We start from the raw sequence: 25,243 nt of genomic DNA on the forward strand, positions 1-25,243 counted from the left end.
GAAACGTGGCCGCGCTTAATTGTGACTAACCGAGTGTACGCACATAAAGCTCAGACCATTAAATTAGCTTTACTCTATGCTATTTAAGGATATTTTCCTAGATGTGCTGGTCCACTCTTGAAGTGATTTTGTCAGTAAATCAAAATCGATGGGTTTGCTTAAATACGCATCCATGCCAGCAGCAAGGCACTTCTCTTCATCACCTTCCATCGCGTTCGCAGTGAGGGCAATGATGATGGTATCTTTATGATGTGTGCCCCCTTTACCCTGACGAATAACCTGTGTGGCTGTGTATCCATCCATTTCAGGCATTTGGCAATCCATCAAAATGATATCGTAAGGTTGCTCTGTCTTTTGTAAGTGCTCAACGGCTAAGCGACCATTGGCTGCGCAGTCTGCTTTGATCCCAATTTTCGAAAGTAAGCTTAGTGCCACTGTTTGATTTATTTTATTGTCTTCAACGAGTAATACCGAACAATCTAGCTGAATGTTTTGACTTTCCTTTTGTGCCGTGTGCTGTTTTTGCACCAGTGCCAGCGCGGTTGCAGGAGTTAATGGGGCAAGCACAGTGTTGCATTCATGCACTTTTGGCAGTGTCGCTAATTCATCTGGGGTGTGGCACAAAATAGCATAGTGGAGTTGATGTTTTTTTATAAATGAGAATAAAGCTTGAGAGACCAATTCAGAACTCTGCGTGAGGACAGTGGCTGTGACAATGAGTGCTGGATGGGTATTGCTTTGTGATTCGCAGAATTCTAACGCATCAGGGATAGTTAAAAAATGCTCTGTCGGCACTCGCCATGCATTGAGCATATGTCTGGCACTTAACTCAGTTTGTGGGTGTTGATCGATAATGAGTAGGTAATCACTGGTACTTTCGAGCGCTTTTATGGGTTGCGCGTTTTGTAATTCAATATAAAAAGTAAAGGTACTCCCCACGGAGAGTTTGCTGTACGCATGCAAAGCGCCGCCGAGCAATTCGCACAGCTGTTTTGCAATGGTGAGTCCGAGCCCCGTGCCACCGAACTTACGTGTTGTGGAGGGATCTGCTTGTGTGAAAGAATCAAATATTTTATCTAACTGCGCTTTACTAATCCCAATGCCGGTATCTTCAATGCTGCACCATAGGCGCGTATTTTGATTGCTTTGCTCAGTGTAGCAAGTCAGGGTTATTTTGCCGTTTTCAGTGAATTTAATGGCATTACTGATCAAATTATTCAATATTTGCTTTAAGCGGTGGGGATCTGTATTGGCAAATTGATACTGCATATTACGACTATCGAGGAACAGCTCGGTATGCTGATCAATGGCCTTCGGCGCAAAGGCAGCAAAACAATCACTGATAATTTGAATGAGATCACATTGCACAGTATCGATCGACATTTTCCCAGCCTCGATCTTAGAGAAATCGAGAATATCGTTAATGATGGTCAATAAAGACTCTGCAGAACTCTGTGCCAGCGTGAGGTGGCGTTTTTGCCCGTCATTTAAGTTTGAGCTGTTAAGAATATTAAGCATGCCTAAAATGCCGTTCATCGGCGTACGTATCTCATGACTCATACTGGCTAAAAAAGACGCTTTGACTTTGGCTGATTGCTCGGCCAGCTCTTTTTCCATTACGGCTTGATGTTGCGCTTGCTGTTGCTGTTGACTGCTAAACAGGCTCGCGAGCATGGCTGCGATGGCTTTTAAAAATCGCTTATCACTTTGCGTCCACTGTGGATAAGCGGTACTAAACTCTGCGGTTAATGCACCGTACAAGGTATCCTTAAAGAAAATAGGAACAAATACAATGGCATCGATCTCGAATGGGGATAAATATTGTTCATTGATCGCACGTGTGACCGAATGACTTTTGGCTGACCAAGCTTCAATGGTATGCCTACTTATTAAAGCATTAAATAAAGCGGCCTGAGATGTTCTGCGCCATGGTGGATAGTGTTGTAGGCTGTCCTTTTTAGTATTGCTAAAGCAAGCTGGATATAGATGGGTTTGCTCGTCATTAAACAGCCAGATACTGGCTCGTGTTGCCCCAACGCCTTGGCATATGGTGTCTATACAAAGCTCTTGAGCACGATCTATATGACTATTTAAAATGGCTTCATGTGTGCTGAGTTGTGCCAATAATTCATTATTTTTAGCAACTTTTTCGTGTTCAACTTCCATGGTTTTACGTTGATGAATATTTTGGATAGAGCCAAACACTTCAAGGGTTTTGCGACTGGATGTTTTCGTTTGAGCTTTGATCAGAACCCAGCAGGGGGGTTTGTCTTTTGGGACGATTAAAAACTCACCTTGGAAATTTTTACCGTTTTTAATCGCTAAACTCATGGCGTCTTGAAAGCGCTTTCTTTGGGCCCCTTCTTTGAAAAATTCAGTGCTGCCCATCCAAGTTGGTTGGTAATGGGGTGGTACATTAAAAATCTGCTGTGTGACGGTAGACCAGTTAATATGATGGCTGCTGAGCTCGACTGACCAAGCACCGACTTCTGCCAAAGAGCCCATGCTGGTCAGTGAATTCGCTTGATCTTCGAGTTGCTTTAATAGTCGTGTAAAGAAAACAAATGCGACCATAAAAATGATCACAATCGTGAGTAATGCAAGACGAAATGGCCACAGGGCAGACTCTTCTCCAGACCAGCCAAAGCGAGGTGCTGCATAGAGTACCCAAGAGCCCGATGGCACATTAATTTCAAAGGTTAATGGGTTAAGCTGCTGAATATCACTTGTACCATAAAAATATGCGCCCTGCGTACCGCGGGCATGTTGTCCGCGTATGGCGATTTGATAGTTGTCTTCAAGTTCATTGAGCTGCGTATTTTGATATAGCTTTTGCATATCAATGACCACAGAGAGTAGCCCCCAGAATTGACGGTCAGCATCATAAACAGGTACGCGCGCAATGAGGGCTTCTCCACCTTGCAAGAGTGTTAGTGGACCTGCCAATACAATCTCACCGGTTGTCTGTGCTTGCAATGCCTCGATACGTTGGGTGGGGTGGGTACGATAGTTTAATCCAAGGGCTTTCTCATTTCCTTCTAGCGGGTAGATGAATTTTAAAATCATGTCTGGGGCGGCGCCCAAGTTGCGTAAAATTTCATCGCTTTCAAAAAGAGGGGCGGCGATCTTGGCAAATTTATCTTGGGTCAGTGTTTGCTCATTACCCAATGCAATTGCAAGCCCCCGAACTAATTGAATATTTGCAGCCAGCTGCCCTTCTATTCGCGTCCGATATACATTCACTTGCTCATAAGTGCGGTTTTTTTGAACTTCAATAAGGTGTTTATAATTTACTCGATCGACATACCACCCTGTGGCAATGATCACAGTTAACAGTATGAGCACTCCTAGCTTTGATAAGATAGCTTTCCTTGGCGGCACAACGTTATCTGTTTGCATGTTTGGTCTGTCGGTTCCATGAATATGATAACTATAGTTGGCTTGCTAAAAAGTCGCCAAACCAAAGTACTTTAAATGAATTGCAAAAAAAGCATGATAGGTTCATTGGTGTTGACATGTTTTTGAATCTGCCTCATTGACTTGCTATAACTGAGGGGCAAGTTGCTCTATGGTGCAGGGGGCGCAGGTACTCGCTCACCCAAATAAAGGAAAGTTTATGCTGAAATGGTTAAAGATAGGTATTTCGATTGCGGTGATAGGGGTACTCGCTGTGACTGCAATGATTTATGGTGTGCTCTCGTTGAGTTTACCCGCGCTGGATGGGCATGCAAAAAGCCAGGCTCTAACAGCGCAAAGCACGTTGAGTCGAGATGGCATTGGGCAGGCCGTGATCACGGCAAAAAGCCGCCAAGATGCGGCTTTTACTCTGGGGTATGCCCATGGTCAAGATCGCTTTTTTCAAATGGACTTGTTGCGACGTAATGCAGCTGGAGAGCTTAGTGAGTTATTTGGAGAAGGCGCACTCGAGCTTGATAAATCGTTGAGATTCCATCAGTTTCGACAGCGCAGTGAGCAGATTATTGCAGCAATGAATAAGGCTGATCGTGCATTGCTCGAGGTATATGCTCAGGGTGTTAATGAAGGTCGAGCGCAAGCCGGTATGTTGAGTTTTGAGTATTTACTGCTGGGCACTGAGCCGCGTCCATGGCAGCCAGCTGACTCATTACTGGTCATTTTTAGTATGTATTTAGACTTGCAGGCAGCCACGTTTAAACGAGATAAAACCTTAATCCATATTGTTGAGCAGTTTGGCCAGCCGATGGTCGATTTTATATTGCAGCCGAGTCAATATCAGGCTGCACTAGATGGTAGTTTACTCGCCATGCCAGCTGTGCCCATTCCAACTTTAGATAAACCAAACCTGTCAGTAAAACAGATCCCCCACATTGCAGAAGCCCCTATATTTGGCAGTAATAACTGGGCCGTGATGGGGAGTTTGACCTCAACGGGTGCAGCTATGGTATCTGATGATATGCACCTAGGCCTCAATGTGCCCTCAATCTGGTACCGTGCCCAATTGAACTATCAAACTGAATCTGCCGAGCCCGTTACTGTGACAGGGGTAAGCTTACCTGGGGTACCCGCAATTGTGGTGGGCAGTAATGATAAAATTGCTTGGGGTTTTACTAATGGTTACCTAGACACCGCAGATTGGATAGAGTTGTCTGATCAAGAGCCTCTGCAAAGCATCAATGAAGAGATTAAATTATCAAATGGCCAAGTACATACCTATACATTATCGCTTAGTAGATTTGGTCCCGTTAAGGCGTTTAATGGTAAGCAATATGCGCTGCAGTGGGTAGCACACCAGCCTTATGCGGTTAATTTAAATTTGTTGCAACTGGAAACCGCAGAGTCTGTGGTGCAAGCACTGAATATCGCCCCGCATGTTGGCATTCCAGTACAGAATTTAATGGTGGTTGATAAGCAGGGCAATGCAGCGTGGCGACCTATTGGTGCCTTGCCATCGCGGGTGTTTCCGAGTGATTTGGCGGTCTTGGCTAATCGCGCTGAGTTACCCTTATGGCAGCAGAATGAACTTGTTCGGCCACAAGTCATTAATCCAGATAGTGGTAAGTTATGGACCGCGAACTCACGCGTTATGTCGGCATTGGAACATCGCCGTTTTGGCGACGGTGGATATGCGCTGGGCGCACGTGCGGTACAGATCCGCGATAGATTATTGGCTGATAGCCAATTTAGTGAAGCCAGCTTTAATCAGTTACAGTTAGACAATGAAGCGCGTTTTCTACTGCCGTGGCATGAACTGCTGGTTGAAACCCTAACAAACTCTCAGGCCCCTTTAGCAGATCAACAACAAATCCTAGATTACTTGGCTGATTGGCAAGCTTGTGCATGCAGTGACTCAGTAGGCTACACCTTGGTGAAGCATTTTAGAAAGGGCGTGATTGACACCGTATTTAGCCCCATTGAGTCCTCTTTAAATGCGCAAGATGAGACGCTCAGTCACTTATCTCGGTATTTTGAGCCCGCACTTTGGCAGCTATTGGCGTCTAAACCAACAAGCTGGTTGGCACAGCATGCAGATTGGCAGCATTTACTTGAGGCTGCTTTTTCTCATTCGCAGCAAAAGCTGACAGCACGTTTTGGCAGTAATATGGCGAACTGGACATGGGGTAACGTTAATATGCTTACAGTGCAACATCCATTTAGTCAGCAGATGCCTTTTTTAAGTCGGTTTTTAGACATGCCTGCAGTCCCAGGTTTTGGCGATAGCTTTATGCCAGCAGTGCAAGGAAAGCGTTTTGGGGCATCACAGCGCTTTATTGCGCAGCCTGGATTTTTAAATAATGCCGTGATGACAGTGGCTGGGGGTCAAAGTGGTCACCCGCTTTCGCCTTATTATCGCAGTGGTTTTGATGCCTATGCACAAGGTGAATTGACGCCGTTACTGCCCAGTGAAATAAGGCATACGATAACCTTGTCTAAATAAGAAAAGCCCCATTCAAGCGCTCTGTCATACGGCTTTTAATGGGGCGCTTGTAGTACGATTTCGCCCCTGCGCTTTGCTCATATAAAGCGCATCATCGGCTAACTTGACGGCGATACGAAATGGCAGAGCTGGGGACCACTGCGCTATGCCGAAGCTCATGGTCACCTGTAAATCATGAGCATGAAATATATGTTGCGCAATATCACGTCGCAGGCATTCCACGCGTTCTTGTGCATGGTGTAAATCGCAGTTAACTAATACCAGCAAGAACTCCTCGCCTCCCCAGCGCACTGCAATATCAGACTCTTGTGTATATTTATTAATTTTTAGCGCAACTTCAATCAAAACATCATCACCAATATCGTGGCCAAATTTATCATTGATGTTTTTAAAATGATCAATATCCGCCATGATGATGGTTAATTGTTGTGACGTGTTGACACAATTTTCTTGTGCGTTGTTTATCAGCTCTTTAGCATAGCGACGGTTAAATAAACTCGTTAAAGGGTCTTTGGCGGCCAGTTGTGCAAGCTGATAACGGTTGGAGAAGGTCACTTCACGAATATGGCCAATGGTATAAATACTAGGAATGGCACAGATCAGCACGTTGATGAAGTGAATAAAAGGCGCCAGTTCGCTAAATAAAAATTGGCTATTCACCTTACCAAATAGCTCGAATAAAAGTGCAAAGGTGATAATAAGCATTAAAGCCATTGCTGAAGCGATTTTAAGCTTGAGTTGGTAATCGAGTAAAATCAGACTGGCGATTGTCCAGAGGTAATACTGAAATCCATAGTCCATGCCCAATGTGGCGCAAACAAAAATAGAGTGCAGCGTGACTTCCACGCAAAATAACCGCAAGGCCAGATGACTCTTATTTTGATGTAGTAGTTTAATGCCGAGTGACCAAGCGATAACACTGCCGATATTGACCACGGCTAATATCAGAATGTCACAGTACCAGAACAACACCAATAGTAAGCAATGTAGCCCTAAACAATAGTAAGCCAGCTGTTTGAAGAGCCGAATTTTAACTTGTTCGACGCTGTCTGGTTGACTGAAATAATGTTGACGTGTTGCCACACCATGCTCATATATCTTTGATGATTAGTTGAGTATAGGAGAAGGATCACCTGCTGGACAATTGTTGCTGGTGGACTCTCAACAGTGGCTTATGTCGTCGTATTATTTTCTCAGAGTATATCGCCCATCATCACCAGTATGGCTGCCAAAGCAATTAAGCAAAGACCGAGTGTATCGCGTTTTTTAGGTGGTGATTTGAGCCAAAATACGGCAATCAAGAGGGTAAAAAAGACTTCAATTTGCCCCAGGGTTTTGACATAGGCGACATGTTGAAGACTCATTGCGCTAAACCAACCAATAGAGCCGATGCAGCTGCTTATGCTAATTAATAACACCATGGATAGGTGTGATTTAAGCGTCTGCCACGCCTTGGGTTCGGTGATACCGATATATAATGACAAAATAAGTGTTTGGCAGCTAAGGACACAGAGTAAAACCCAGCTTGCGCTGTGTGGAAATGGCAACCCGGATGCAAGAGAAGCCTCTCTCACCCACAATGAAGTGAGCGCAAAGCAAGTGCCACATAACAGTCCGAGGCAGGCGGTTTTGAGATTAAACTGTTTAAAACTAAACCCGCTGAGCAGCAATACGGCAGCGCCGCCGATAAGCACGCCTATCCAGCCTAACCATGTCAGTGCCGAACCAAAAAATAACATGCCTAATATCGCGGCCATTAATGCTTCACTTTTTGCCAGCCCTGCGCCAATTGCAAAGTTTTTTTGTTTGAATAATACGACCATTAATGCGGTGGCAATGATTTGCATAAAGCTTGCGGCGAGTATGAAGATGATAAGCGGTTGTGAAGGGGACAGTGAGGGTGCAGGCTCAAATAAATACAAGACATATAAATACAAACCTGCAATTGGAGTAGCAAAGATAAATCGGGCAAGCGTCACCATGCCCACACTTGCATGTTGGCTCAGCTTACTTTGCAGCGCATTGCGCCAAGCTTGGCTCATAGCGGCAAGACAGGTAAATAAAATCCACCCCATAATAGACCTTGAATAAATGAGTTTTTTATTAAACTACTATTTTATAGTACTGAATCATAATGAATTTTCGTGATGTTGAACATATCACCAGGGGACGAGCACACTGCGACAATCTGTCGCAGTGTGCTATTTTTACAAATTGCCTATACTGTGTTCGATGTTACTCATAAAGCCACTGACGTGTATTGGAGTGGCTTTATTTCCCGCCTAAATGTCTGTACATTATCTGACCTAATGTGTATTTCAACTTGATGATAAAACGAGAATAAATAGCACCTAGTTCAAACTTCAGGAGTGACTATGGCAGTCATTATTATGTGTGTGTTAATTGCGGTGATTTTGCCGTATGTAGCTAAGGTACCGATTATCATTGCGGCCAATAAAGCGGGTGGCTATGACAACAAGCAGCCCAGAGCTCAGCAAGGTCAGTTATCTGGATTGGGTGCCCGTGCTGTGGCGGCACATTATAACTGTTTTGAGTCTTTAATTGTGTTTGGAGTCGCTGTTGCTGTTACCCTCTCTACAGGGGCTACAGGCAGTGCAATTCAAAGTTTGGCTATCGCGCATATTATTGCGCGCTGTTTGTACTGTGTGTTTTATTGGACGGATTTGGATCTACTGCGTTCTCTGAGTTGGACAGTTGGCATACTTTGCCCTATTGCCATGATAGTGATGTGCTTGTAACTGTCACTGAGATGCTTGCAAGGTCAAATCACTGATGGCGATTTGACGATATTGCCCCTCGGGTAATGCGTGTGCGTCAAGCGTTAGGTTAGCGATACGAGTTCGATGTAGGTCGACAACACGACGTTCGCAGTATTTTGCCATTTTTCTTATTTGTCTATTGAGGCCTTGTTTTAAAATGATGATAAAGGTCTTGCTGGCGACTTTCTTGACTGAGCAGGGTAACGTCAGCTGCCCATCTACAGGCACTCCTTGCGACATTTTTTGGCAAAAACTCTCATCAATTTCTCTATCAACGGTCACTCTATATTCTTTCTCTTGATGTTGGTCCGGATGGATCAGTGCATGACACAATTCTCCATCATTGGTCAGCAGCAGTAAGCCACGGCTATCTTTGTCTAATCGACCTATCGGATAAACACGTGCGCCCTTTGGTAGGTGATGCACTAAACTTGCAGGGTCTTGCTCATTTAGTTTGCAGTCTACGCCTACAGGTTTGTGATACATAAACAGGAGTTTAGGTGCCAGTCCTGTAATTTTTTTGCCTTCGACGTGTATTTCGTCTTGCTCAGTGACGTGATCAATATGATTGGCTGGGCGGCCATTGACTTGCACTACGCCTTGCTCGATGAGTCTCGATGCTTGACGCCTTGAGCAGACACCACAGTGGCTGAGGTACTTAGCTAAGCGCATGGGAGGGTGATTAATTGGTTCGCTCATAGGCATTTTTTAGTAACAAGGCTGGCTGGCATGATAGCAAAATTATTGGCATATGTATTGGCACTAAACCTGACGATGAAATCTTACGTATAAGGTTAATTTGGAGGCTAAAAATGAAAATCACGCTCGCTGCGCTTGCAGATAAACCCATGATAGATAAATTTGTTGCTAATTCGCTCGAGCAGGCACTGTATCAACTAACGGTGTGTTTGGGAGACACAGAATATGTAGTGGTGGATGCCAAAGGACAAGCCATCAAGGCTCACAACCCGTTAGCACTGCAAAAGATAATTCAACATTTACCATACAAGGCAATGACATTACGCCATCAAAGCGCCTATGACGAAATGATTGGTCAACCGCTGAGACAAGGCAGCAATCAGCTTGAAGTCCCTTTCGGCGATAATAAGCTGTATTAGGTTAATGTTGAAACAATGTGTGCTTTTTTACATATTTTCGACATAAAAACTATACGATAATATTGAATACTGATATTTATCTATTTTTTGTAAGTTATTGCCTATTAAGTTTTTTATTTTTAAAGTGCGCGTCATTCATTTTTATAAATAACTTCATTTTTATTTTTTTTCACACTTTATTAAAACAATCATGCGTTTTGGGGTTACACTTAATGTAACTTGGGTTAACTTGGTGTTACTTGTTGTGGAGATCAATAAATTACAGCGGCATTTAAGTCAGCGTAGTGATCTTGTACGAGTAGGTGAACCACACGAACGTGGTCACCTGATCCCCGCTCGTGCAATTTCAAAAACGAAAACGTTACTGTCATTGGGTGTAAATGATAATTGGCGCTTCGATAGAGCGTTTCAGGCCTTAAACCCTGACTGCAAAGTGGTGGCGGTCGATCATAAGCTGAGCTTATCATCTGTGCTGAGTGAAGCATTCGGCAGTGGCTTGAAGTCATTGCACAGCGCCTTGATGGGCAAATTAAAGCAAAGCAAACTGCATGCGCAGACGATACTTAATCAAGTATTGCTTTATACCTTTTACAGCAGTCATACCCGTTTAGTACGTCGCCGAGTGAGCAATCAAACCAATGAGTTAGACATTAGTTTGGAAACTTTGATTGCTGTTTATGGCACGCTAGATGACAATGCGACCATGTTAAATATCACGATGGGCTGTGAGCAATCTCATTTGCTTGAGGATATTATTTCATTGCAAGATATGCTCAGTGTGGTGACGATTGAGTTATCACCTTTACCTGATAGTACGTGCCAAGTTGAAGCCTTTATTGATCGCATGTCGACTTGTTTTGATATTGTACATGTCTCTAGCAATGGGGTTGAAGTGGACCAGGTTACCGAGATGGCGTGCTTAGCTGCACCACTTGAGCTGACCTTTATGAATAAGCGGCTATCCAGTTAGCTCTCCGGTTTTTATTCTTAGTCGCTTACCTCGGTTTTAAAATCAACTCCGCTTTGTGCTGATCTATCTCAAACTCAAAATGGCGCAAAAAATTCATCCCTAATAACCCAGGCCCATAATGTGATTGTTCCATCACACCAAATTCGAATGGGGTTTTTTGTTTGGTGCCAATCTGGATACCCGAGCTCTGGTAAAAGGGGACTTCTGTAATGCCGTTAGCAGTGCTGACACGCCTTGAATTGATATAATCAACATCATAGGCGAGCTGTTCAAATTGTGCTGCGGTTAAGGCGGTGACACTCGCACCAGTATCTATCATTAATGCAATATCTTGACCTGCAATTTTAGCATTTAATACATAATGTTCACCGTGGCGTGCGAGTGGAATGCGCTCAACTTGTTGCGTCGCGTTATCAAGACTAGATTTAAGCTTTGCAATGGCTTGGTGCTGTAACTGCTGAGTACTCAGTTGCGCGAGTAATAGTTCTGCTTCTACGGTATTGTTAAGCGCCAGATGCGCTTCAACGATGGCTGCAACAATAACCATATTGTTGGGCTGTTCACTGAGCCATATCTGGCCTTGGTCAATGATTTCATGCCAATTGCTTTGTGTTTTAAGTTGCTTTAGCTGCTGTGCAATTAATTGCGTGAGAATATCTTGCAGTTGTGTATATTCAGGGTAAAGGTGGAGTAATTTGAGGTATCGATATATGGCTTCGTTGTGCTCATCAAGAGCAAGATAAACATCGGCTTCTAACTGCAAAGCGATAAAGTCGTTGGGCTTTAAAGCTAAAATTCGTTGTACAAATAACAAGATATCAGACCGCTGCTGAGTACTTTGACGATCTAGCCCTTCTCCTAATCGCCTCAGCCAAACATGCACCTGTTGTATGTGCGAGAGTGGATTCGGCGTGTTTTCCCAAAGTGCAATGGCGGTCAATATGTCACCGCGATTAAAGTGTTGTTTGGCTAAAGCTAATGGATTAATTGCTGTTGATACTGCACTGGTTGAAGGCGCGGTCATCGAGGCGTCATTCATGGCCAATATTGTGTGGGGCGGCTTATTATCAGTACGTAAAAGTCTCTTTAAAACAGACTCTGGGCGCTGCCACTCCAAATAGACATTGAGGGATATAGAGCACATCAGTAAAAGCTGAAGTAAATACCGCATAACTATGTGCTCCTTTGAAGTAATTAACTTATATGCTGACTGAGCACTTTGGCGAGTGCCGTGGCAAAATCACGTTGATGTATAATGCCCATGGTATTCAACCGTGTATCTTGCAGTGCGCAGTTATAGGGTCTTGCTGCCGTTTGTGAAGGCTCAGGCAGTGCTTCTAACCCGTTCGTATCAATATCTAATACCTTGGCGATATGAATGGCCATATCGTATTTGGTCATTGATTGATTTCCTGAGATATGAAAAATCCCGCTGTGCTTATCACGTGTTTGAGCGAGTAAATTGTTCAGAGTCAGGGCAATATCCTCTACATGTGTCGGAAAACGCACCGCCCAGTCGTCATGTGCACTGTTGTGATTTTTCAGTACTTGCTCAGCAATGACGGTGACCGCTGACTCGGCTAAGTATTCTACATCACCATATAAAACAGGTACTCTTACAATGGTATGTTGTGGGCTAACAGCCAAAACAGCTTGCTCTGCCTGTGCTTTACTTTGGCCATAAAAATTCACGGGCGATCTTTGAGCGTTTTCATTATACGGCGCTGATTGTCCATTAAATACATAATCAGTGCTGATCAGCACAAATTGAATGTCTCGGTCCTTACACTGGCGTGCTAAAAACTCTGCAGCTTGAACGTTTAACGCTATCGTAGCTTGATGATCGTTTTCACAAATGTCGGGTTTGCGCTCTGCGGCTGCATGCACCAAAACATTAGGCTGATGAGTATCTAAAAATGTGGTTATGGCTGCTTGGTCATGTAAATCAAGTTGCTCGATGGGAGGCTTAGCTCTACTAAACCCTGTGCCAATAACGTTATTTGATTGGGACAGTATTTTAACTAGTGCGCGTCCGAGTAATCCAGTAGCGCCTGTAACGACAATTTTATTCATTGTTTTCTCATCTTTTTTATCACCTGTTTATCTTAACGCTAGCATGGCACGTACAGAAGAGGAAATGCGGTGAAATAAAAGATAAAAGCCAAGAAAGGTAGGATACGGCACGTCATTCTCGTGCCGTATCTGCTTATGAAGTTAAGCGGTAGGTTGCTGCGTTTGGCCTTCCCAAATTTTCGCTCTAAAACTAAATAGCAAAATAAGGATACCGACACCGATACCAAACAAGCTGATCTGTAGGTAAAGGTTTGGAATTTGATCTACTTGCTCTGGGTCAAAGTTACCCGCCAGTAATCCTGAAATGATGTTACCGATAGAGTAAGTCAGTACAAATATCCCCATCATTTGGCCTGCAAAGCGCTTTGGTGATAATTTACTGACCGCACTTAATGCCACAGGGCTTAGGCAAAGCTCGCCGACGGTATGCAGGAAGTAAGTCGTAATAAGCCACATTGGCGCTACTTTTAAGCCTTGTGCCGCGTATTGAGAAGCGAAAAACATCACAATAAATCCTGTTGCCATAATGATCAGACCAATTGCACATTTAAGGCTGTATGAAGGGGTGATCATTCGTTTGGCAAGGTTAATCCAAAGTGCGGCAAAGAAAGGCGATAAAATAATGATGAAGAATGAGTTTGAAGATTGGAACCAGGCAGTCGGGACGGTAAAGCCAGCGATCACTCGGTCAGTATAATCTTGTGCAAATAGGTTTAAAGAGGAACCAGCTTGCTCGAAGCCGGACCAAAAACACGCTGATGCCACACAGACTAAAAACAGTGCCCATAGCTTTTTCTTTTCACCCTCATCAAGGTCGCCCGCAAAATAAATATAGCCATAATAGCCAAGGAAAATCACAGTAAAGGCAACAGCAACATATTGTGCAAGCGTCACAGGTTCGATGACGATCACACCGGCATAAGTCAGTGCGACAATCGCGGCGGTTGCTGCTAGAACAGCGCCGATTGCAAGCCACGCATTTTTACTGCCAGCGGGCGATAATGGGTGACTTGGTTTGTCACCGACACCTTCAATGTTGCCAAGCGTCATGCGATACTGAACAAGACCGATTGCCATACCCACGGCCGCCGCGCCAAAGGCCCAGTGCCAACCGACATTTTCCATAAAGTAACCACACACCATGTAGCCAATTACCGAGCCGATATTAATGCCCATGTAGTAAATGGCGTAGCCACTGTCGCGGCGCACATCTTCACTGCTGTATAGTTGGCCGACCATGGCACTGATATTGGGCTTTAATAAGCCTGTACCCATGGCCACTAAAATGAGGCCGATGAAAAACGTACTTTGGGCTGGAATAGCGAGCACGATATGCCCGAGCATGATGATAATACCGCCATACCACACGGTTCGTTGACCACCAAGCAGGCGGTCAGCTATCCAACCGCCGGGTAGGCCGAGGAAATACACTGCGCCTGTGTACAAACCATAAATCGCGGTTGCTGTGGCAACGGTGAAGGCAAGACCTTCTTCTTGTAGGCTTGCGGTCATAAATAAGACCAGCAAGGCACGCATGCCGTAGTAGCTCATACGCTCCCACATTTCAGTGAAAAATAGGGTTGAGAGGCCTTGTGGATGACCGAAAAAACCCGTGTCTAACTTGTTGTCCGGTGACTCAGCAGAAGCTGCTTCGTGAGATGACATAATGACTTCCGATTCTGTGTTTTTATATTTGAAAGCCAATATTAGTACGTTATCTATACTGTGAATGCAAATTTAGCAGACTAATTGCGAATTGACAGTGCTCAAATAAAGGCACCTTTTGGTTGAGTAATCGTTATTTGAGCACACTGATTGATGCTTAACACAGCGCTTGAAGCTGGTGGATATCTGAAATTTCAATATCCGCAAGGCCCTTGTAGCCATAGGTGGTATCTTGATTATTTAACCATACGCTTTGACAGCCAGCATGGTTCGCGCCCTGTACATCGGTATCTAAACTATCGCCAATATGTAAGATCTGTGTAGGCACTATGTTTAAATCACGGCAGGCGCGCTGAAAAAGGGCATTGCTTGGTTTTGCTTCACCATCTGGCCCTGCTAAGTATACCTTTGAAAATACGCCAGCTAAGTTAAACTTGTCGACCTCAACATTACCATTGGTGATGGCAATTAAGGTGTATTTTTGGGCTAAGTTATCCAACAGAGTGAGTACAGAATCAGCAACCGTGATTTGACTTCGGGCGTCAGCAAATGCCTGATAGGCACCATGCGTATGTCGTGTGATCTCTTCCGCGGTTAAGTTTAATTGTGACAAACCATGTGTGAGTGCAACTTTTCTCCATTGTGTGACATCACTTTGTAAGTGCGGCTGTGTTTCACCAATATGGTGTCTGCACTCAAGCCAATAGTCACTGCCTTTGGCTGCCCATTCAGGAATGGCTTGCAAATAACTGTGCATGGCTTTGATTGCACCGAGAATAATAGGGTGGTTATTGTAAAGTGTGTCGTCTAGGTCAAAGCTCAAGACTTTAATAGGTGAGATGGCTCGATTAAATCGCATAGTGCACGTTAAGTTGGACAACAATATTTTTATTGTAAGCGAAAAGCAGTGCCTGAGTGAACCCAATCACGTATCGCTTGGTTAAGGCTTTTTTTGCTTGGCTCTTGGGTGGGCTTGATCGTACACCTTGGCAAGATGCTGAAAATCGATATGCGTGTACACTTGCGTTGCAGACAAGCTGCTGTGCCCGAGCATTTCCTGGATCCCGCGCAGGTCACCGCTGGACTCCAATAAATGGCTAGCAAAGGAGTGGCGTAACTTATGCGGGTGCACGTTGGCACTGATCCCTTGTTTTATGCCCCATTCCTTCATACGCGCGCGCACATGCCGGACAGAAATACGGGTTTTGCGACTACTCACAAACAAAGCAAGCTCTTCTTCATGGGCAAACATAGGACGCAGCTTTAACCATGCGCCAATGGCTTCGCGGGCTTTACTGCCGACAGGCACCACACGCTCTTTATTGCCTTTACCCAATACACGGATCTCTCCGTCACGAATATCGTACAAGTTGGTATTCACTAATTCACTAATACGCAGGCCACTTGAATACATGAGTTCCATCATGGCTTTGTCGCGAACAGCTAATGCGTCATCATCATCGATATCGAGTAGCTGCATCATTTGATCAACATCGAGGTTCTTTGGCAGTGGCTTTTGAAACTTCGGGCCTTTTTGTGCTGCCGCAGGGTCGTGCACACTGTCTGAATCTGCGTGCTTAGTTTTTAGAAACTTATAGAGGCTACGAATACAGCTGAGCTTGAGGTTAATACTGCGAGGGTTGTACTGTTGTGCGCGTAATTGCATTGAAAAGCGTCGAATTAATTCGCTGCTGACACTCGACCAGCCATGGCAATGGGGGGCGAAAAACTGTGCGGCTAAGGTTAACTGAGTTTGATATTGCGTTAGGGTGTGCGCTGAATATTGCTTTTCATAGCGCAAATAGGCCATAAAGTCGTCAATAGGGGTTTGCCACTGAGCATTGAGCGGTATGTCGCTCATGCGAGCTCCTTGAGCCGTATTTGCAATGAAGAGACCAGCTCATTGACAAACAAATTACCGTTGTCAGGTGAGAAGTGGTCTGCACAGTCACTGGCAAAGGCCAAAATTGCGGTGGGCTTATCACTTGGACCAAGTAGGTAAAGGGCAACAGATTGACAGGCAAAGCCACTGAATAGCAATTTTTGCTCTTCTAAATCTAGCCGCCCCAAATAGCGAGATAACTTGTTAAAGCGCCTGCTCACCAGCTCTTCTAACGTGGTGTCATAGGGGATCAGCTGACACACGGAAATTTTCGGAGATTGCGATAAGGTATCAGCGAGGATATCCGCCAACTCTTGAAAGTTCTTGCAGTACCATAGAGCACGTTGGCAATCGCTAAACAATTTGAAAATGAGTTCATTTTCTCTTGCTGAGTCGATCATGGTGCTAATTTGTTTTTTGAGCTTGGTATTTTCCTCGCGAAGTAAGCGTTGTTGCATCAAGGCGAGATTTGGCGCACCTTGGTGCTGGACATGCAGGTTCATGTCTAACAATAAATACGGGTGCTCAAGCAAAAAGTCCGGATTTTGCTGTAAAAATGTCATCACATCTTGGGCTGACAAATTTGTTGGGTTGTTGCTCATATTGCTACCTGTCCATCAAAAACATGTTCCGCAGGGCCTGTCATTTTGACGGGCTTATTACCGCCACTCCAGCGCACTTGTAACGTGCCACCAGGTAAGTCAACACGTACCGTATCGGCTAACTTGCCTTGTGCAATGCCAACAGCCACTGCGCCACATGCACCGCTGCCGCATGCTAAAGTCTCTTGTGCACCACGCTCCCATACTCGAAGCTTGATATGCTCTCGGTTAATGATTTGCATAAAGCCGACATTAGTCCGTTTTGGGAAGCGCTCATGGTGTTCTATCAGCGGTCCTAAAGTATCGACATCAGCGTTATTTATATCATCAACTTCGATAATACAGTGTGGGTTACCCATGGAGACTGCGCCACAAAAAATGGTGTGCTCATTGGCTCTTAGTACGTAAGTGAGCTCACTTTGTTGTGCTTTGAATGGAATATCTTGTGGCGCGAATTGCGGTGTCCCCATATTGACGGTGACCTGACCATCTTTTTCTGTATATAAGGTAATGTCTCCACCCTTAGTGGAGACACTGACCTTATGTTTGTTGGTGAGACCTTTCATTCTAATAAAGCGGGCAAAACAGCGCGCACCGTTGCCACATTGCTCGACTTCTGTGCCATCGGCATTAAAAATACGATAATGGAAATCTAAATCTGGGGAATAAGGTGGCTCGACCAGCAATAATTGATCGAAGCCAATGCCAAAATGTCTATCTGCGAGCTTTTTAATTTGATCGCGCGACAAAAAAACGTTTTGCGTGACGTTATCAATCACCACAAAATCGTTTCCTAAGCCATGCATTTTTGAAAAATTTACAAACATATTACCTAACTATTTAGCCGCTGAGTGCGATACAGGATCGCTGTTATTATTCTGAAAGTAACGCTTCGCCTTGCCAGAGCGACTCCAGAGACTCTCTTGCACGCACCACTTGCGTGCGCTCCCCATCGACCATAATTTCTGCCACTCTGGGGCGTGAGTTGTAATTTGAGCTCATAGTAAAACCATAAGCACCGGCGCTGCGCTGAGCAAGTAAATCTCCCGGTAAAATAGCTAATCTTCTATCTTTACCAATGAAATCACCGGTTTCACACACAGGGCCTACGACATCATAGAGATGCTCTGGTGTGCCATCATTTCTTGGACTCACGGCAATGATTTCTTGCCACGCTTGGTATAGAGATGGACGCAACATGTCGTTCATACCAGCGTCAACAATTGCAAAGTGCTTGTCGGCTGTTGGCTTTAAATACTCAACTTTAGTCACCAGAAGGCCTGCATTGGCTGCAATGGCACGGCCTGGTTCAAAAATCAGTTCCAGCTCACTGTACGACGCTAATCGCGCGATGACTTGTGCGGCGTAAGCACTTGGGTGAGGTGGCTTTTCACCATCATAAGGAACACCGAGTCCACCGCCAATATCTAAGTGGTGGAGTGTGATCCCCGCAGACTTTAAGGTATCAACCAAGTCTAATACTTTATCTAATGCTGCTAAAAACGGCTCTACTTCGGTGAGTTGGGAGCCGATATGAAAATCTACCCCAACGACCTTGATCCCCGGTAAAGCACACGCCAATTGATAGACGTCAAATGCTTGTTTGATATCAATACCAAACTTATTCTCTTTCAATCCGGTAGAGATATACGGATGGGTTTTGGCATCGATATCTGGGTTAACACGAATAGAGACTGGCGCTTGCACTTGCATTTGCGAGGCAATATCTGAGATGCGCTCAAGTTCAGCTTGAGACTCGACATTAAAACACTTAATTCCTTGCTCAAGGGCAAAGGTAATTTCTTGAGGTGTTTTTGCTACCCCAGAAAACACCACTTTTTTAGTATCACCGCCTGCCTTTAATACACGCGCTAATTCCCCTTGGGAGACAATGTCAAAGCCTGCGCCCATCTTTGCCAGTACATTGAGCACCGCAAGATTACTATTTGCTTTGACTGCATAACATACGAGATGTTTATGATTTGCTGCGGCATCTGTGAATGCGCGATAGTGACGCTCTAAAGTTTTGCGTGAATAGACGTAGCACGGCGTACCATATTGCGCGGCAATATCTTTAACGGCAACCTGCTCTGCGTACAGTTCGTTATCTTGATATTGGAAAAAGTCCATTTACTTATCCTTTTCGTCAGCGTTGTTGTTTTCCTGCGGTGTTTGTTGTGTGGTTGAGCCACGGTTTTTATCTGCGTCTTCAGGTAAATACAGTGGACCACGTTGCCCGCAAGCTGTTAACGTTAAGATGCTAGTCAATGCTAGGGCAAGTAAGCTAAATTGAGTGTATGTCGCTTTCATTAGATTAATGATGTCAGTGCCTTTATAATCGCAGAGTAACAGAATTCGCGAAAAAAGCAGCTTTTGCGGTTGAAATTTATTCCCTGTATCGGGAAAGCTGGCTGTCGCTTAGCCGTATTTAAGGAGTTAGTCATGACAGATAACGAGTATCATCAGTTAGCCGAAGCGTTAATGTTAACAATTGAAGAGCAGATCGACGATTGTGATGCTGATTTAGATTATGAATCTGCTTCCGGTATTTTAGAAATCATCTTTGCTGATAGCTCTAAGATCATCATCAATAAACAAGCACCACTGCATCAAGTTTGGGTAGCAACTAAGTTTAATGGCCATCACTTTGAATTACGTGATGATAAATGGATAGATAACCGCTCAGGCGCCGAGTTTTGGCAATTTATGGCCGACGCTGCAACACGCCAAGCGGGTCAAAAAATAGAGTGGCAACACGACTGATGTTAGAATTTGTAGAATACGCTGCCAAAGCGCAGCACAAGGCAACGGTGATCTGGTTACATGGGTTAGGCGATTCAGGCAATGGCTTTTTACCGATAGCGCCAGAGTTAGATTTACCTGATTCACTGGGTATACGGTTTGTTTTTCCTCATGCACCAATACAGCCAGTGACAGTAAACGGCGGCATGGAAATGCGTGCTTGGTATGACATCAAAAGCATGGATCTTGAAAATCGTGCAGATGAAACGGGTGTTCGAGAGTCTGCTGCAGCGGTTACACAGTTAATAGAGCAAGAAATTGCAGCAGGGATCCCTGCGGATAAAATTATTCTTGCAGGTTTCTCACAAGGCGGCGTGATAAGCCTGCATTTGGCGCCTCGCTTATCGCATACTCTTGCAGGTGTAATGGCATTGTCTACGTACATGTGCGCACCGCAAAAGCTCAGTGCAGAGGCGACACAAGCTGCGCTGAATATTTTTATGGCGCATGGCAGTCACGACCCAGTTGTACCGATGCAAGCAGGGCGCACTGCATACGATGCCCTTGTAAGTCAAGGCTACGAAGTCAGCTGGCAGGATTATCCGATGGAGCACCAAGTGTGCATCGAAGAGCTTAAAGCGATCCGAGCGTGGCTAATCTCACGCTTGTCATAGTGAATAGGACATACATATGACTCAACGAATAGTGATCAAAACTAAAATGACTGGGGCTGATCCACAGCCTCGCCGTGTTGAAACCGTCGGGTATCAATATCATTGGCGGCGTATTGTTACTGCGGTATGTGTGGCAAGTTTTGGTGTGACTGCGTTGTCATATGGTGTGTTTACCTCCGTTTATGCAGATGAAGCCGAGCCACAAATCGCGATGTCAGTGAGCGCAGCCCCTGTACCAGCTGATGAATTGATTATTCCTCAGCCTAGCGTGTCAGACCTTGAGGTGCCTGAAGCGGCTCAAATGCCTAAGGTTGTTGATGAACCTGAAGTGGTAGTGAGCGCTGAGCCAGTTATAGCTCAAATTACGATAGAGCCTGCTCCTGAGGAGCTTCCAGTGGAGCCTGAAAAACCACAACAGGCGCCTGTTGAGACAGTGACTGAGCCACCTCAAAATAATGTTCAAACGCAATTTTCGGCAGATGCGCAAGTGGCGAGCGTCGCCTTGAATGCCAAGGTGGATACGAGCCATATTAGCCGTGCGGTGTTGACGTCAGGTATCGAAAATCGCGAGCCAATTAACGTATTAAAACACCTAGTTGAACCGAATAGATTCCAAGAAAAGTTATTTTTCTTTACTGAGATCAAAGGGCTTCAAGGCGAAGTGGTGCAACATTTGTGGTTTCATCAAGACCAATTGATGGCGGACATTACGTTGCCAGTCAGCACGCCGAGATACCGAACGTATTCGAGCAAAAATATTATGCCGAGCCAAACGGGAGAATGGCGCGTTGAAGTGATCACCCAAGGTGGGCAACTGTTGGCACAAAAATCATTTCGAATTTTAGCGAAGGCTCCATAGGAGCCGACAAGGCAAAACATGACAGATACAAAAAATACTGTGCGCATTGCAACACGTAAAAGCGCATTAGCACTTTGGCAAGCAGAATACGTTAAAGCGCGATTAGAACACTTTCATCCCACACTGACGGTGGAGTTAGTGCCGATGTCGACCAAAGGCGACAAAATCTTGGATACGCCTTTGGCTAAAATTGGTGGTAAAGGTCTGTTTGTTAAAGAGCTAGAACAAGCCATGTTAGAAGGGCGTGCTGATATTGCCGTGCACTCAATGAAAGATGTGCCAGTGGACTTTCCAGACGGGTTAGAACTGCACACCATTTGTGAACGTGAAGATCCGCGTGATGCGTTCGTGTCTAATCAATACAAGCACATCAGTGAATTGCCAGCAGGCGCCGTGGTTGGCACCTCCAGTTTACGTCGTCAATGTCAGATCCGCGAAGCACGTCCTGATTTAGTGATTAGGGATTTGCGTGGCAATGTAAATACCCGTTTGGCTAAATTAGATGCCGGTGAGTATGACGCAATTATATTGGCCGCTGCTGGCCTGATCCGCTTGGAAATGCCAGAGCGTATCGCAAGTTTTGTGTCTGTTGAAGAGTCACTTCCAGCGAATGGACAAGGTGCAGTTGGCATTGAATGTCGCAGCGATGATACGCGCATCCAAGCGTTGTTAGCGCCTTTAGAGCACGCAGCAACGAGAGCGCGTGTCCTTGCAGAAAGAGCGATGAATCGACGCCTAGAAGGGGGCTGTCAGGTACCTATCGGTGCGTATGCTGAGCTGCAACAAGACCAGTTATATTTGCGTGGCTTAGTGGGCGCCGTGGACGGGAGTCAAATCCTTCGTGCAGAGCTCTCCGGAGATATTGCCAATGCAGAAGCATTGGGTATTGAGCTGGCAGAAGCGCTGTTAGCCCAAGGTGCGGACAGTATTTTAGCGGAAGTTTATAGAGACGCTTAATGTGAAATTTGCCATTACTCGGCCGCAAGGAAAAGGAGACGCGCTTGCCACTGAGTTGGCTAAGATAAATGTATCAGCACTGTGCACACCAGTGCTGACGCTCAATGCGGTTCAAGCATCCCCCCAACAATTACTCAGCGCGTGCGACGCCGATATACTCATTTTTATCTCGCAAGATGCGGTGATGAACTTTGCGCAGCAAATACAAACAGATGGTTTGTCTGTGTCTTCGACTTGCCAAGTTTTTGCTGTGGGCACACAGACCGCAGATGCGGTGAAGGCGCATTTATCACGCCATGCCACAGTACCTGAACGTCACGATTCAGAAGGGCTGGTCGCGCTAACCGCGCTTCAGTCGGTGCAAGATTTACAGGTTGTGATAGTGAAAGGGCGCGGTGGCCGCACGCATATTGCAAAAGCACTTAAGTTGCGCGGAGCGAGGCTAAGTACCTGTAATGTATATGAACGAATAGCAGCGCAAAGTCACGCTGATGACTGGTTAGACCTCTGGCAGGAAGCTAAAATTGACGGTATAGTGATCACCAGTAACGCAGCGGTTGATGCGATTTTTAATGCACAACAAGCGGCCAATCAAGCTTGGCTGCAAACCCGTATGTTTGTTGTTGTCAGTGAGCGGACAGCGCAACATCTTAAAATACAGTATAAAATAACCAATACACAAATCGTGGTGAGCCAAGGCGCCAGTACAGAGGCGTTAACACAAACGATAGGTGATTTAAATTCCCAACAGGGCAGCGCAATGACGGAAAAACAGCAAGAAACGTCGGCTTCAATCCCATCGAATGAGCCGCAGCAGGTGGAAACCTATGCAAAAAATGATACGGCCAAATTGAGCAAAACAGCGGTACTGGCGTTGTTGGTCGCTTTGACTGGGGTGGGTGCGGCAGGCGGTGTCTATGTTTATCATCAACAGCAAGTAAGCCAACAAAGTGGTCAAATAGCGCAGCTGACAGCGCAAAATGGGCAACTACAGTCACAAGTAAATGCGACCCAAGCGGCATTAAACGATTTACAAAAGCAGTGGCAAGCTCAGCAAAAAACCATGGCTGCACAGCTACAGCAGCAGCAACAGCAAGTGCAACAGACATTACAACACACCCTGTCACAAGCTCGTCAGCAAGTGGGTGGCGCGGTGAGCTCTGAGCTGCGTGCACTGGCGCGTTATGCCGAGTTCAAAGCGGCCAGTGAGCGTGACTATCTAGGGGCGGTGATTGTACTCAAGCGTTTGAATGAAGCGCTGTCGGAAGAGGTGGCGACAGATCCCCTTAAATTGGCGATTAACCAAGATATTGCGATGTTACGTGCTTTACCAAAACCCAGCACAGAAGCGGTGTATATGGAGTTAGCGGGACTCATCGCGCAGGTTGATAAGTTGCCCTTGAAGACCATTGATAAACCTAAAGATCGTGCCGTTGAAAGTGCTGAACTCAGTCGCGACATCAGTGACTGGCAGGCTAATCTTGTTCGTAGTTGGAACAAGATAAAAGCAGACTTTTTGACAATTCGACAGCATGATAAACCTGTGATTGATCCATTGTTAGATGCGCAAGAACAGCAATTAATACGCGCACAGCTGCGGAGCTATTTACAACAGGCGCAAACGGCATTCTTAGATAACCAAGCCAGCATTTTTGACCAAGCTTTATCTGGGGCTCAGGTGACTTTAACCAGTTACTATCGTACTGATGAGTCAGCAAGCAACACGGTTTTGGAGCAGATACAAATGTTACAACGCACGGAGCATCCAGCTGTTAAAGCACCTCAGCTGGCGACTCCGAAGGCATTAAAGGAGTGGTTGCAATGATACGCTGGTTATTTGTAGTCATATTATTTTTCGTCGTGATGGCAGGTGCCCATGTGCTGATCGATGAAAAAGGCTATGTCTTAGTATCAGCGGGTGTGTATACCATAGAGAGTACGCTGGTTTCATTAGTATTTATGCTGTGTTTGACGCTCGCTATTGGCGCAATATTATTAAAGATAGGCAAAGCCATATGGCGTGTGATTGCTGGTGTTTCTAAGCGTCGCAACAAAAAACGCATAGCGCGCCAAGAGGCTGCATTTGAGCAAAGTGTTTGGGCACTGATCAATGGTCAAGACGAGAGTTTAAGCTATGCGCTGCAAAAGGCTGAGTTTCCCGAAAAGTGGCGCGATCAGCAATGTGCAATTCAAGCTAAAGCCGCGCTTCATGCAGGGCAAAAAGTGGTTGCCAGAGAGTATTTACAGCAACTCAGTGAACCCGCACAAAGCAAGGTCAGTCAGCTTTGGCTAGCAGCTGAGCAAGAGGGTCAAGCGTTAGAAACTTTAGCCCCGCAAGCGCAAATGAAAAAAGCTTCGCCGACGCAATTACATGCCTATATCAGTGCGCTGTTACAAGCGAGAGATTGGGATACCTTACAGTCGACGATTATGCAGCGCCATAAGCAGTTACACTGGAGCGAATCGCAGTGGGATAGTTTCTTTCATGATTATTTTTCTGCTATTGCGCAGCACACAGATAAAGATCTTCAAGCATTGCAAAGCGCATTGCCTCGGGGGCTCAGAGCGCTCAGTCACGCAGCCTTTGTCACTGTGTGTGTGCGAACCGGTCAATTAGCACCAGTTCGTAAAGAGTTGATAAAGCTGTTGAAAAAAGACCAAGTGAGCGAGCTTGCCGAGATTTTACAGCACCTAGATGGTGCGGATATCGAATTGCGCAAATTGGTACAAAGTAAATTGAAAAAACAGCCAGAGCAAAGCGATTTACTGTTTTGCTTGGCATGTTTGGCCAATGGTGAGGGAGATCACAGCCTGGCTGCGAAAATCTTCGATACGTTATCGAATGAGCCGTGGCAAGCACTCTGGCAGCATCAAGCACAGAGGGCATTTGCTAAAACAGGGCAATATGAAAAGGCCTATTTGCTGTTGAGTGACCAGCATCATTAACGAAAAGCCAGCGACAACGCTGGCTTTTTTGTATTTTATTACTTATCAGCATATTGGCTGT

The 25,243-nt window shown here is 45.3% G+C and carries 23 protein-coding genes; 10 read left to right on the forward strand and 13 right to left on the reverse strand.

What is annotated here, in order from left to right; all coding sequences use genetic code 11:
* Nucleotides 1-69 precede the first annotated feature (69 nt).
* Complete coding sequence (locus L1077_RS16085; protein WP_237137941.1) at nt 70-3,399, reverse strand: ATP-binding protein; 3,330 nt, start codon at nt 3,397-3,399, stop codon at nt 70-72.
* A 217-nt stretch (nt 3,400-3,616) separates the two neighbouring features.
* Between L1077_RS16085 and L1077_RS16090 the strand changes: the two genes are divergently transcribed.
* The gene (locus L1077_RS16090; protein WP_237137943.1) at nt 3,617-5,914 is read left to right on the forward strand and encodes a penicillin acylase family protein; all 2,298 of its coding nucleotides are present in this window, start codon (nt 3,617-3,619) and stop codon (nt 5,912-5,914) included.
* Between the two features lie 24 nt (nt 5,915-5,938).
* On the opposite strand, the gene L1077_RS27620 is transcribed toward L1077_RS16090, so the two are convergent.
* Together L1077_RS27620 and L1077_RS16100 are read right to left on the reverse strand one after the other, a co-directional pair.
* Complete coding sequence (locus tag L1077_RS27620) at nt 5,939-6,997, reverse strand: GGDEF domain-containing protein (RefSeq protein WP_063360877.1); 1,059 nt, start codon at nt 6,995-6,997, stop codon at nt 5,939-5,941.
* Between the two features lie 110 nt (nt 6,998-7,107).
* Complete coding sequence (locus L1077_RS16100; protein ID WP_237137945.1) at nt 7,108-7,989, reverse strand: DMT family transporter; 882 nt, start codon at nt 7,987-7,989, stop codon at nt 7,108-7,110.
* 300 nt (nt 7,990-8,289) lie between these two features.
* Here L1077_RS16100 and L1077_RS16105 point away from each other — a divergent pair, with 300 nt between their 5' ends.
* The gene (locus L1077_RS16105; protein ID WP_063360879.1) at nt 8,290-8,673 is read left to right on the forward strand and encodes an MAPEG family protein; all 384 of its coding nucleotides are present in this window, start codon (nt 8,290-8,292) and stop codon (nt 8,671-8,673) included.
* Between the two features lie 3 nt (nt 8,674-8,676).
* On the opposite strand, the gene L1077_RS16110 is transcribed toward L1077_RS16105, so the two are convergent.
* A complete protein-coding gene (locus L1077_RS16110) occupies nt 8,677-9,393 on the reverse strand; it encodes a pseudouridine synthase (RefSeq protein ID WP_063360880.1) in 717 nt (238 codons plus the stop codon).
* Nucleotides 9,394-9,506: 113 nt separating this feature from the next.
* Between L1077_RS16110 and L1077_RS16115 the strand changes: the two genes are divergently transcribed.
* Both L1077_RS16115 and L1077_RS16120 read left to right on the forward strand, forming a co-directional pair.
* Nucleotides 9,507-9,812, forward strand: coding sequence for a DUF6482 family protein (locus L1077_RS16115; protein WP_237137946.1), 306 nt, complete (start codon nt 9,507-9,509; stop codon nt 9,810-9,812).
* A gap of 190 nt (nt 9,813-10,002) precedes the next feature.
* A complete protein-coding gene (locus tag L1077_RS16120; protein WP_063360882.1) occupies nt 10,003-10,782 on the forward strand; it encodes a hypothetical protein in 780 nt (259 codons plus the stop codon).
* 25 nt (nt 10,783-10,807) lie between these two features.
* Here L1077_RS16120 and L1077_RS16125 read toward each other — a convergent pair whose 3' ends face one another.
* The 9 genes from L1077_RS16125 to lptM form a co-directional block, all read right to left on the reverse strand.
* Nucleotides 10,808-11,953: a retropepsin-like aspartic protease family protein gene (locus L1077_RS16125; protein WP_237137948.1), complete on the reverse strand. Its 1,146-nt coding sequence runs from the start codon at nt 11,951-11,953 to the stop codon at nt 10,808-10,810.
* A 23-nt stretch (nt 11,954-11,976) separates the two neighbouring features.
* Nucleotides 11,977-12,855: a dTDP-4-dehydrorhamnose reductase family protein gene (locus L1077_RS16130; RefSeq protein WP_237137951.1), complete on the reverse strand. Its 879-nt coding sequence runs from the start codon at nt 12,853-12,855 to the stop codon at nt 11,977-11,979.
* A gap of 141 nt (nt 12,856-12,996) precedes the next feature.
* A complete protein-coding gene (locus L1077_RS16135; protein ID WP_063360885.1) occupies nt 12,997-14,520 on the reverse strand; it encodes a peptide MFS transporter in 1,524 nt (507 codons plus the stop codon).
* Nucleotides 14,521-14,677: 157 nt separating this feature from the next.
* A complete protein-coding gene (locus L1077_RS16140) occupies nt 14,678-15,379 on the reverse strand; it encodes an HAD-IA family hydrolase (protein WP_237137952.1) in 702 nt (233 codons plus the stop codon).
* Between the two features lie 81 nt (nt 15,380-15,460).
* Nucleotides 15,461-16,381, reverse strand: coding sequence for a tyrosine recombinase XerC (locus tag L1077_RS16145; protein WP_237137954.1), 921 nt, complete (start codon nt 16,379-16,381; stop codon nt 15,461-15,463).
* On the reverse strand, nt 16,378-17,004 hold the full coding sequence (locus L1077_RS16150; protein ID WP_063360888.1) for a DUF484 family protein: 627 nt from the start codon (nt 17,002-17,004) through the stop codon (nt 16,378-16,380). Before L1077_RS16150 ends, L1077_RS16145 begins: the two co-directional genes overlap by 4 nt.
* The gene (gene dapF, locus L1077_RS16155; protein ID WP_237137955.1) at nt 17,001-17,831 is read right to left on the reverse strand and encodes a diaminopimelate epimerase; all 831 of its coding nucleotides are present in this window, start codon (nt 17,829-17,831) and stop codon (nt 17,001-17,003) included. Before dapF ends, L1077_RS16150 begins: the two co-directional genes overlap by 4 nt.
* Before the next feature lie 46 nt (nt 17,832-17,877).
* The gene (gene lysA / locus L1077_RS16160) at nt 17,878-19,134 is read right to left on the reverse strand and encodes a diaminopimelate decarboxylase (protein WP_237137956.1); all 1,257 of its coding nucleotides are present in this window, start codon (nt 19,132-19,134) and stop codon (nt 17,878-17,880) included.
* Complete coding sequence (lptM, locus tag L1077_RS16165; protein ID WP_063360891.1) at nt 19,135-19,314, reverse strand: LPS translocon maturation chaperone LptM; 180 nt, start codon at nt 19,312-19,314, stop codon at nt 19,135-19,137.
* A 132-nt stretch (nt 19,315-19,446) separates the two neighbouring features.
* Between lptM and cyaY the strand changes: the two genes are divergently transcribed.
* The 6 genes from cyaY to L1077_RS16195 are packed head-to-tail and all read left to right on the forward strand — an operon-like array spanning nt 19,447 to nt 25,182.
* On the forward strand, nt 19,447-19,767 hold the full coding sequence (gene cyaY, locus L1077_RS16170; RefSeq protein ID WP_063360892.1) for an iron donor protein CyaY: 321 nt from the start codon (nt 19,447-19,449) through the stop codon (nt 19,765-19,767).
* Nucleotides 19,767-20,420 carry an alpha/beta hydrolase gene (locus L1077_RS16175; protein WP_237137957.1) on the forward strand — a complete coding sequence of 218 codons (654 nt, stop codon included), beginning with the start codon at nt 19,767-19,769 and terminating at the stop codon, nt 20,418-20,420. Before cyaY ends, L1077_RS16175 begins: the two co-directional genes overlap by 1 nt.
* A gap of 16 nt (nt 20,421-20,436) precedes the next feature.
* Entirely contained in the window at nt 20,437-21,279 is an 843-nt protein-coding gene (locus L1077_RS16180; protein ID WP_237137958.1) for a DUF2914 domain-containing protein, read from the forward strand.
* 18 nt (nt 21,280-21,297) lie between these two features.
* Nucleotides 21,298-22,236, forward strand: coding sequence for a hydroxymethylbilane synthase (gene hemC / locus L1077_RS16185; protein ID WP_237137959.1), 939 nt, complete (start codon nt 21,298-21,300; stop codon nt 22,234-22,236).
* Nucleotide 22,237: 1 nt separating this feature from the next.
* Entirely contained in the window at nt 22,238-24,061 is a 1,824-nt protein-coding gene (locus L1077_RS27625) for a uroporphyrinogen-III C-methyltransferase (RefSeq protein ID WP_237137961.1), read from the forward strand.
* Nucleotides 24,058-25,182: a heme biosynthesis HemY N-terminal domain-containing protein gene (locus L1077_RS16195; RefSeq protein ID WP_237137963.1), complete on the forward strand. Its 1,125-nt coding sequence runs from the start codon at nt 24,058-24,060 to the stop codon at nt 25,180-25,182. The genes L1077_RS27625 and L1077_RS16195 overlap by 4 nt, the downstream gene beginning before the upstream one ends.
* Nucleotides 25,183-25,243 lie beyond the last annotated feature (61 nt).

It is taken from the genome of Pseudoalteromonas luteoviolacea (assembly GCF_021654285.1).
Classification (GTDB): domain Bacteria; phylum Pseudomonadota; class Gammaproteobacteria; order Enterobacterales; family Alteromonadaceae; genus Pseudoalteromonas; species Pseudoalteromonas luteoviolacea_J.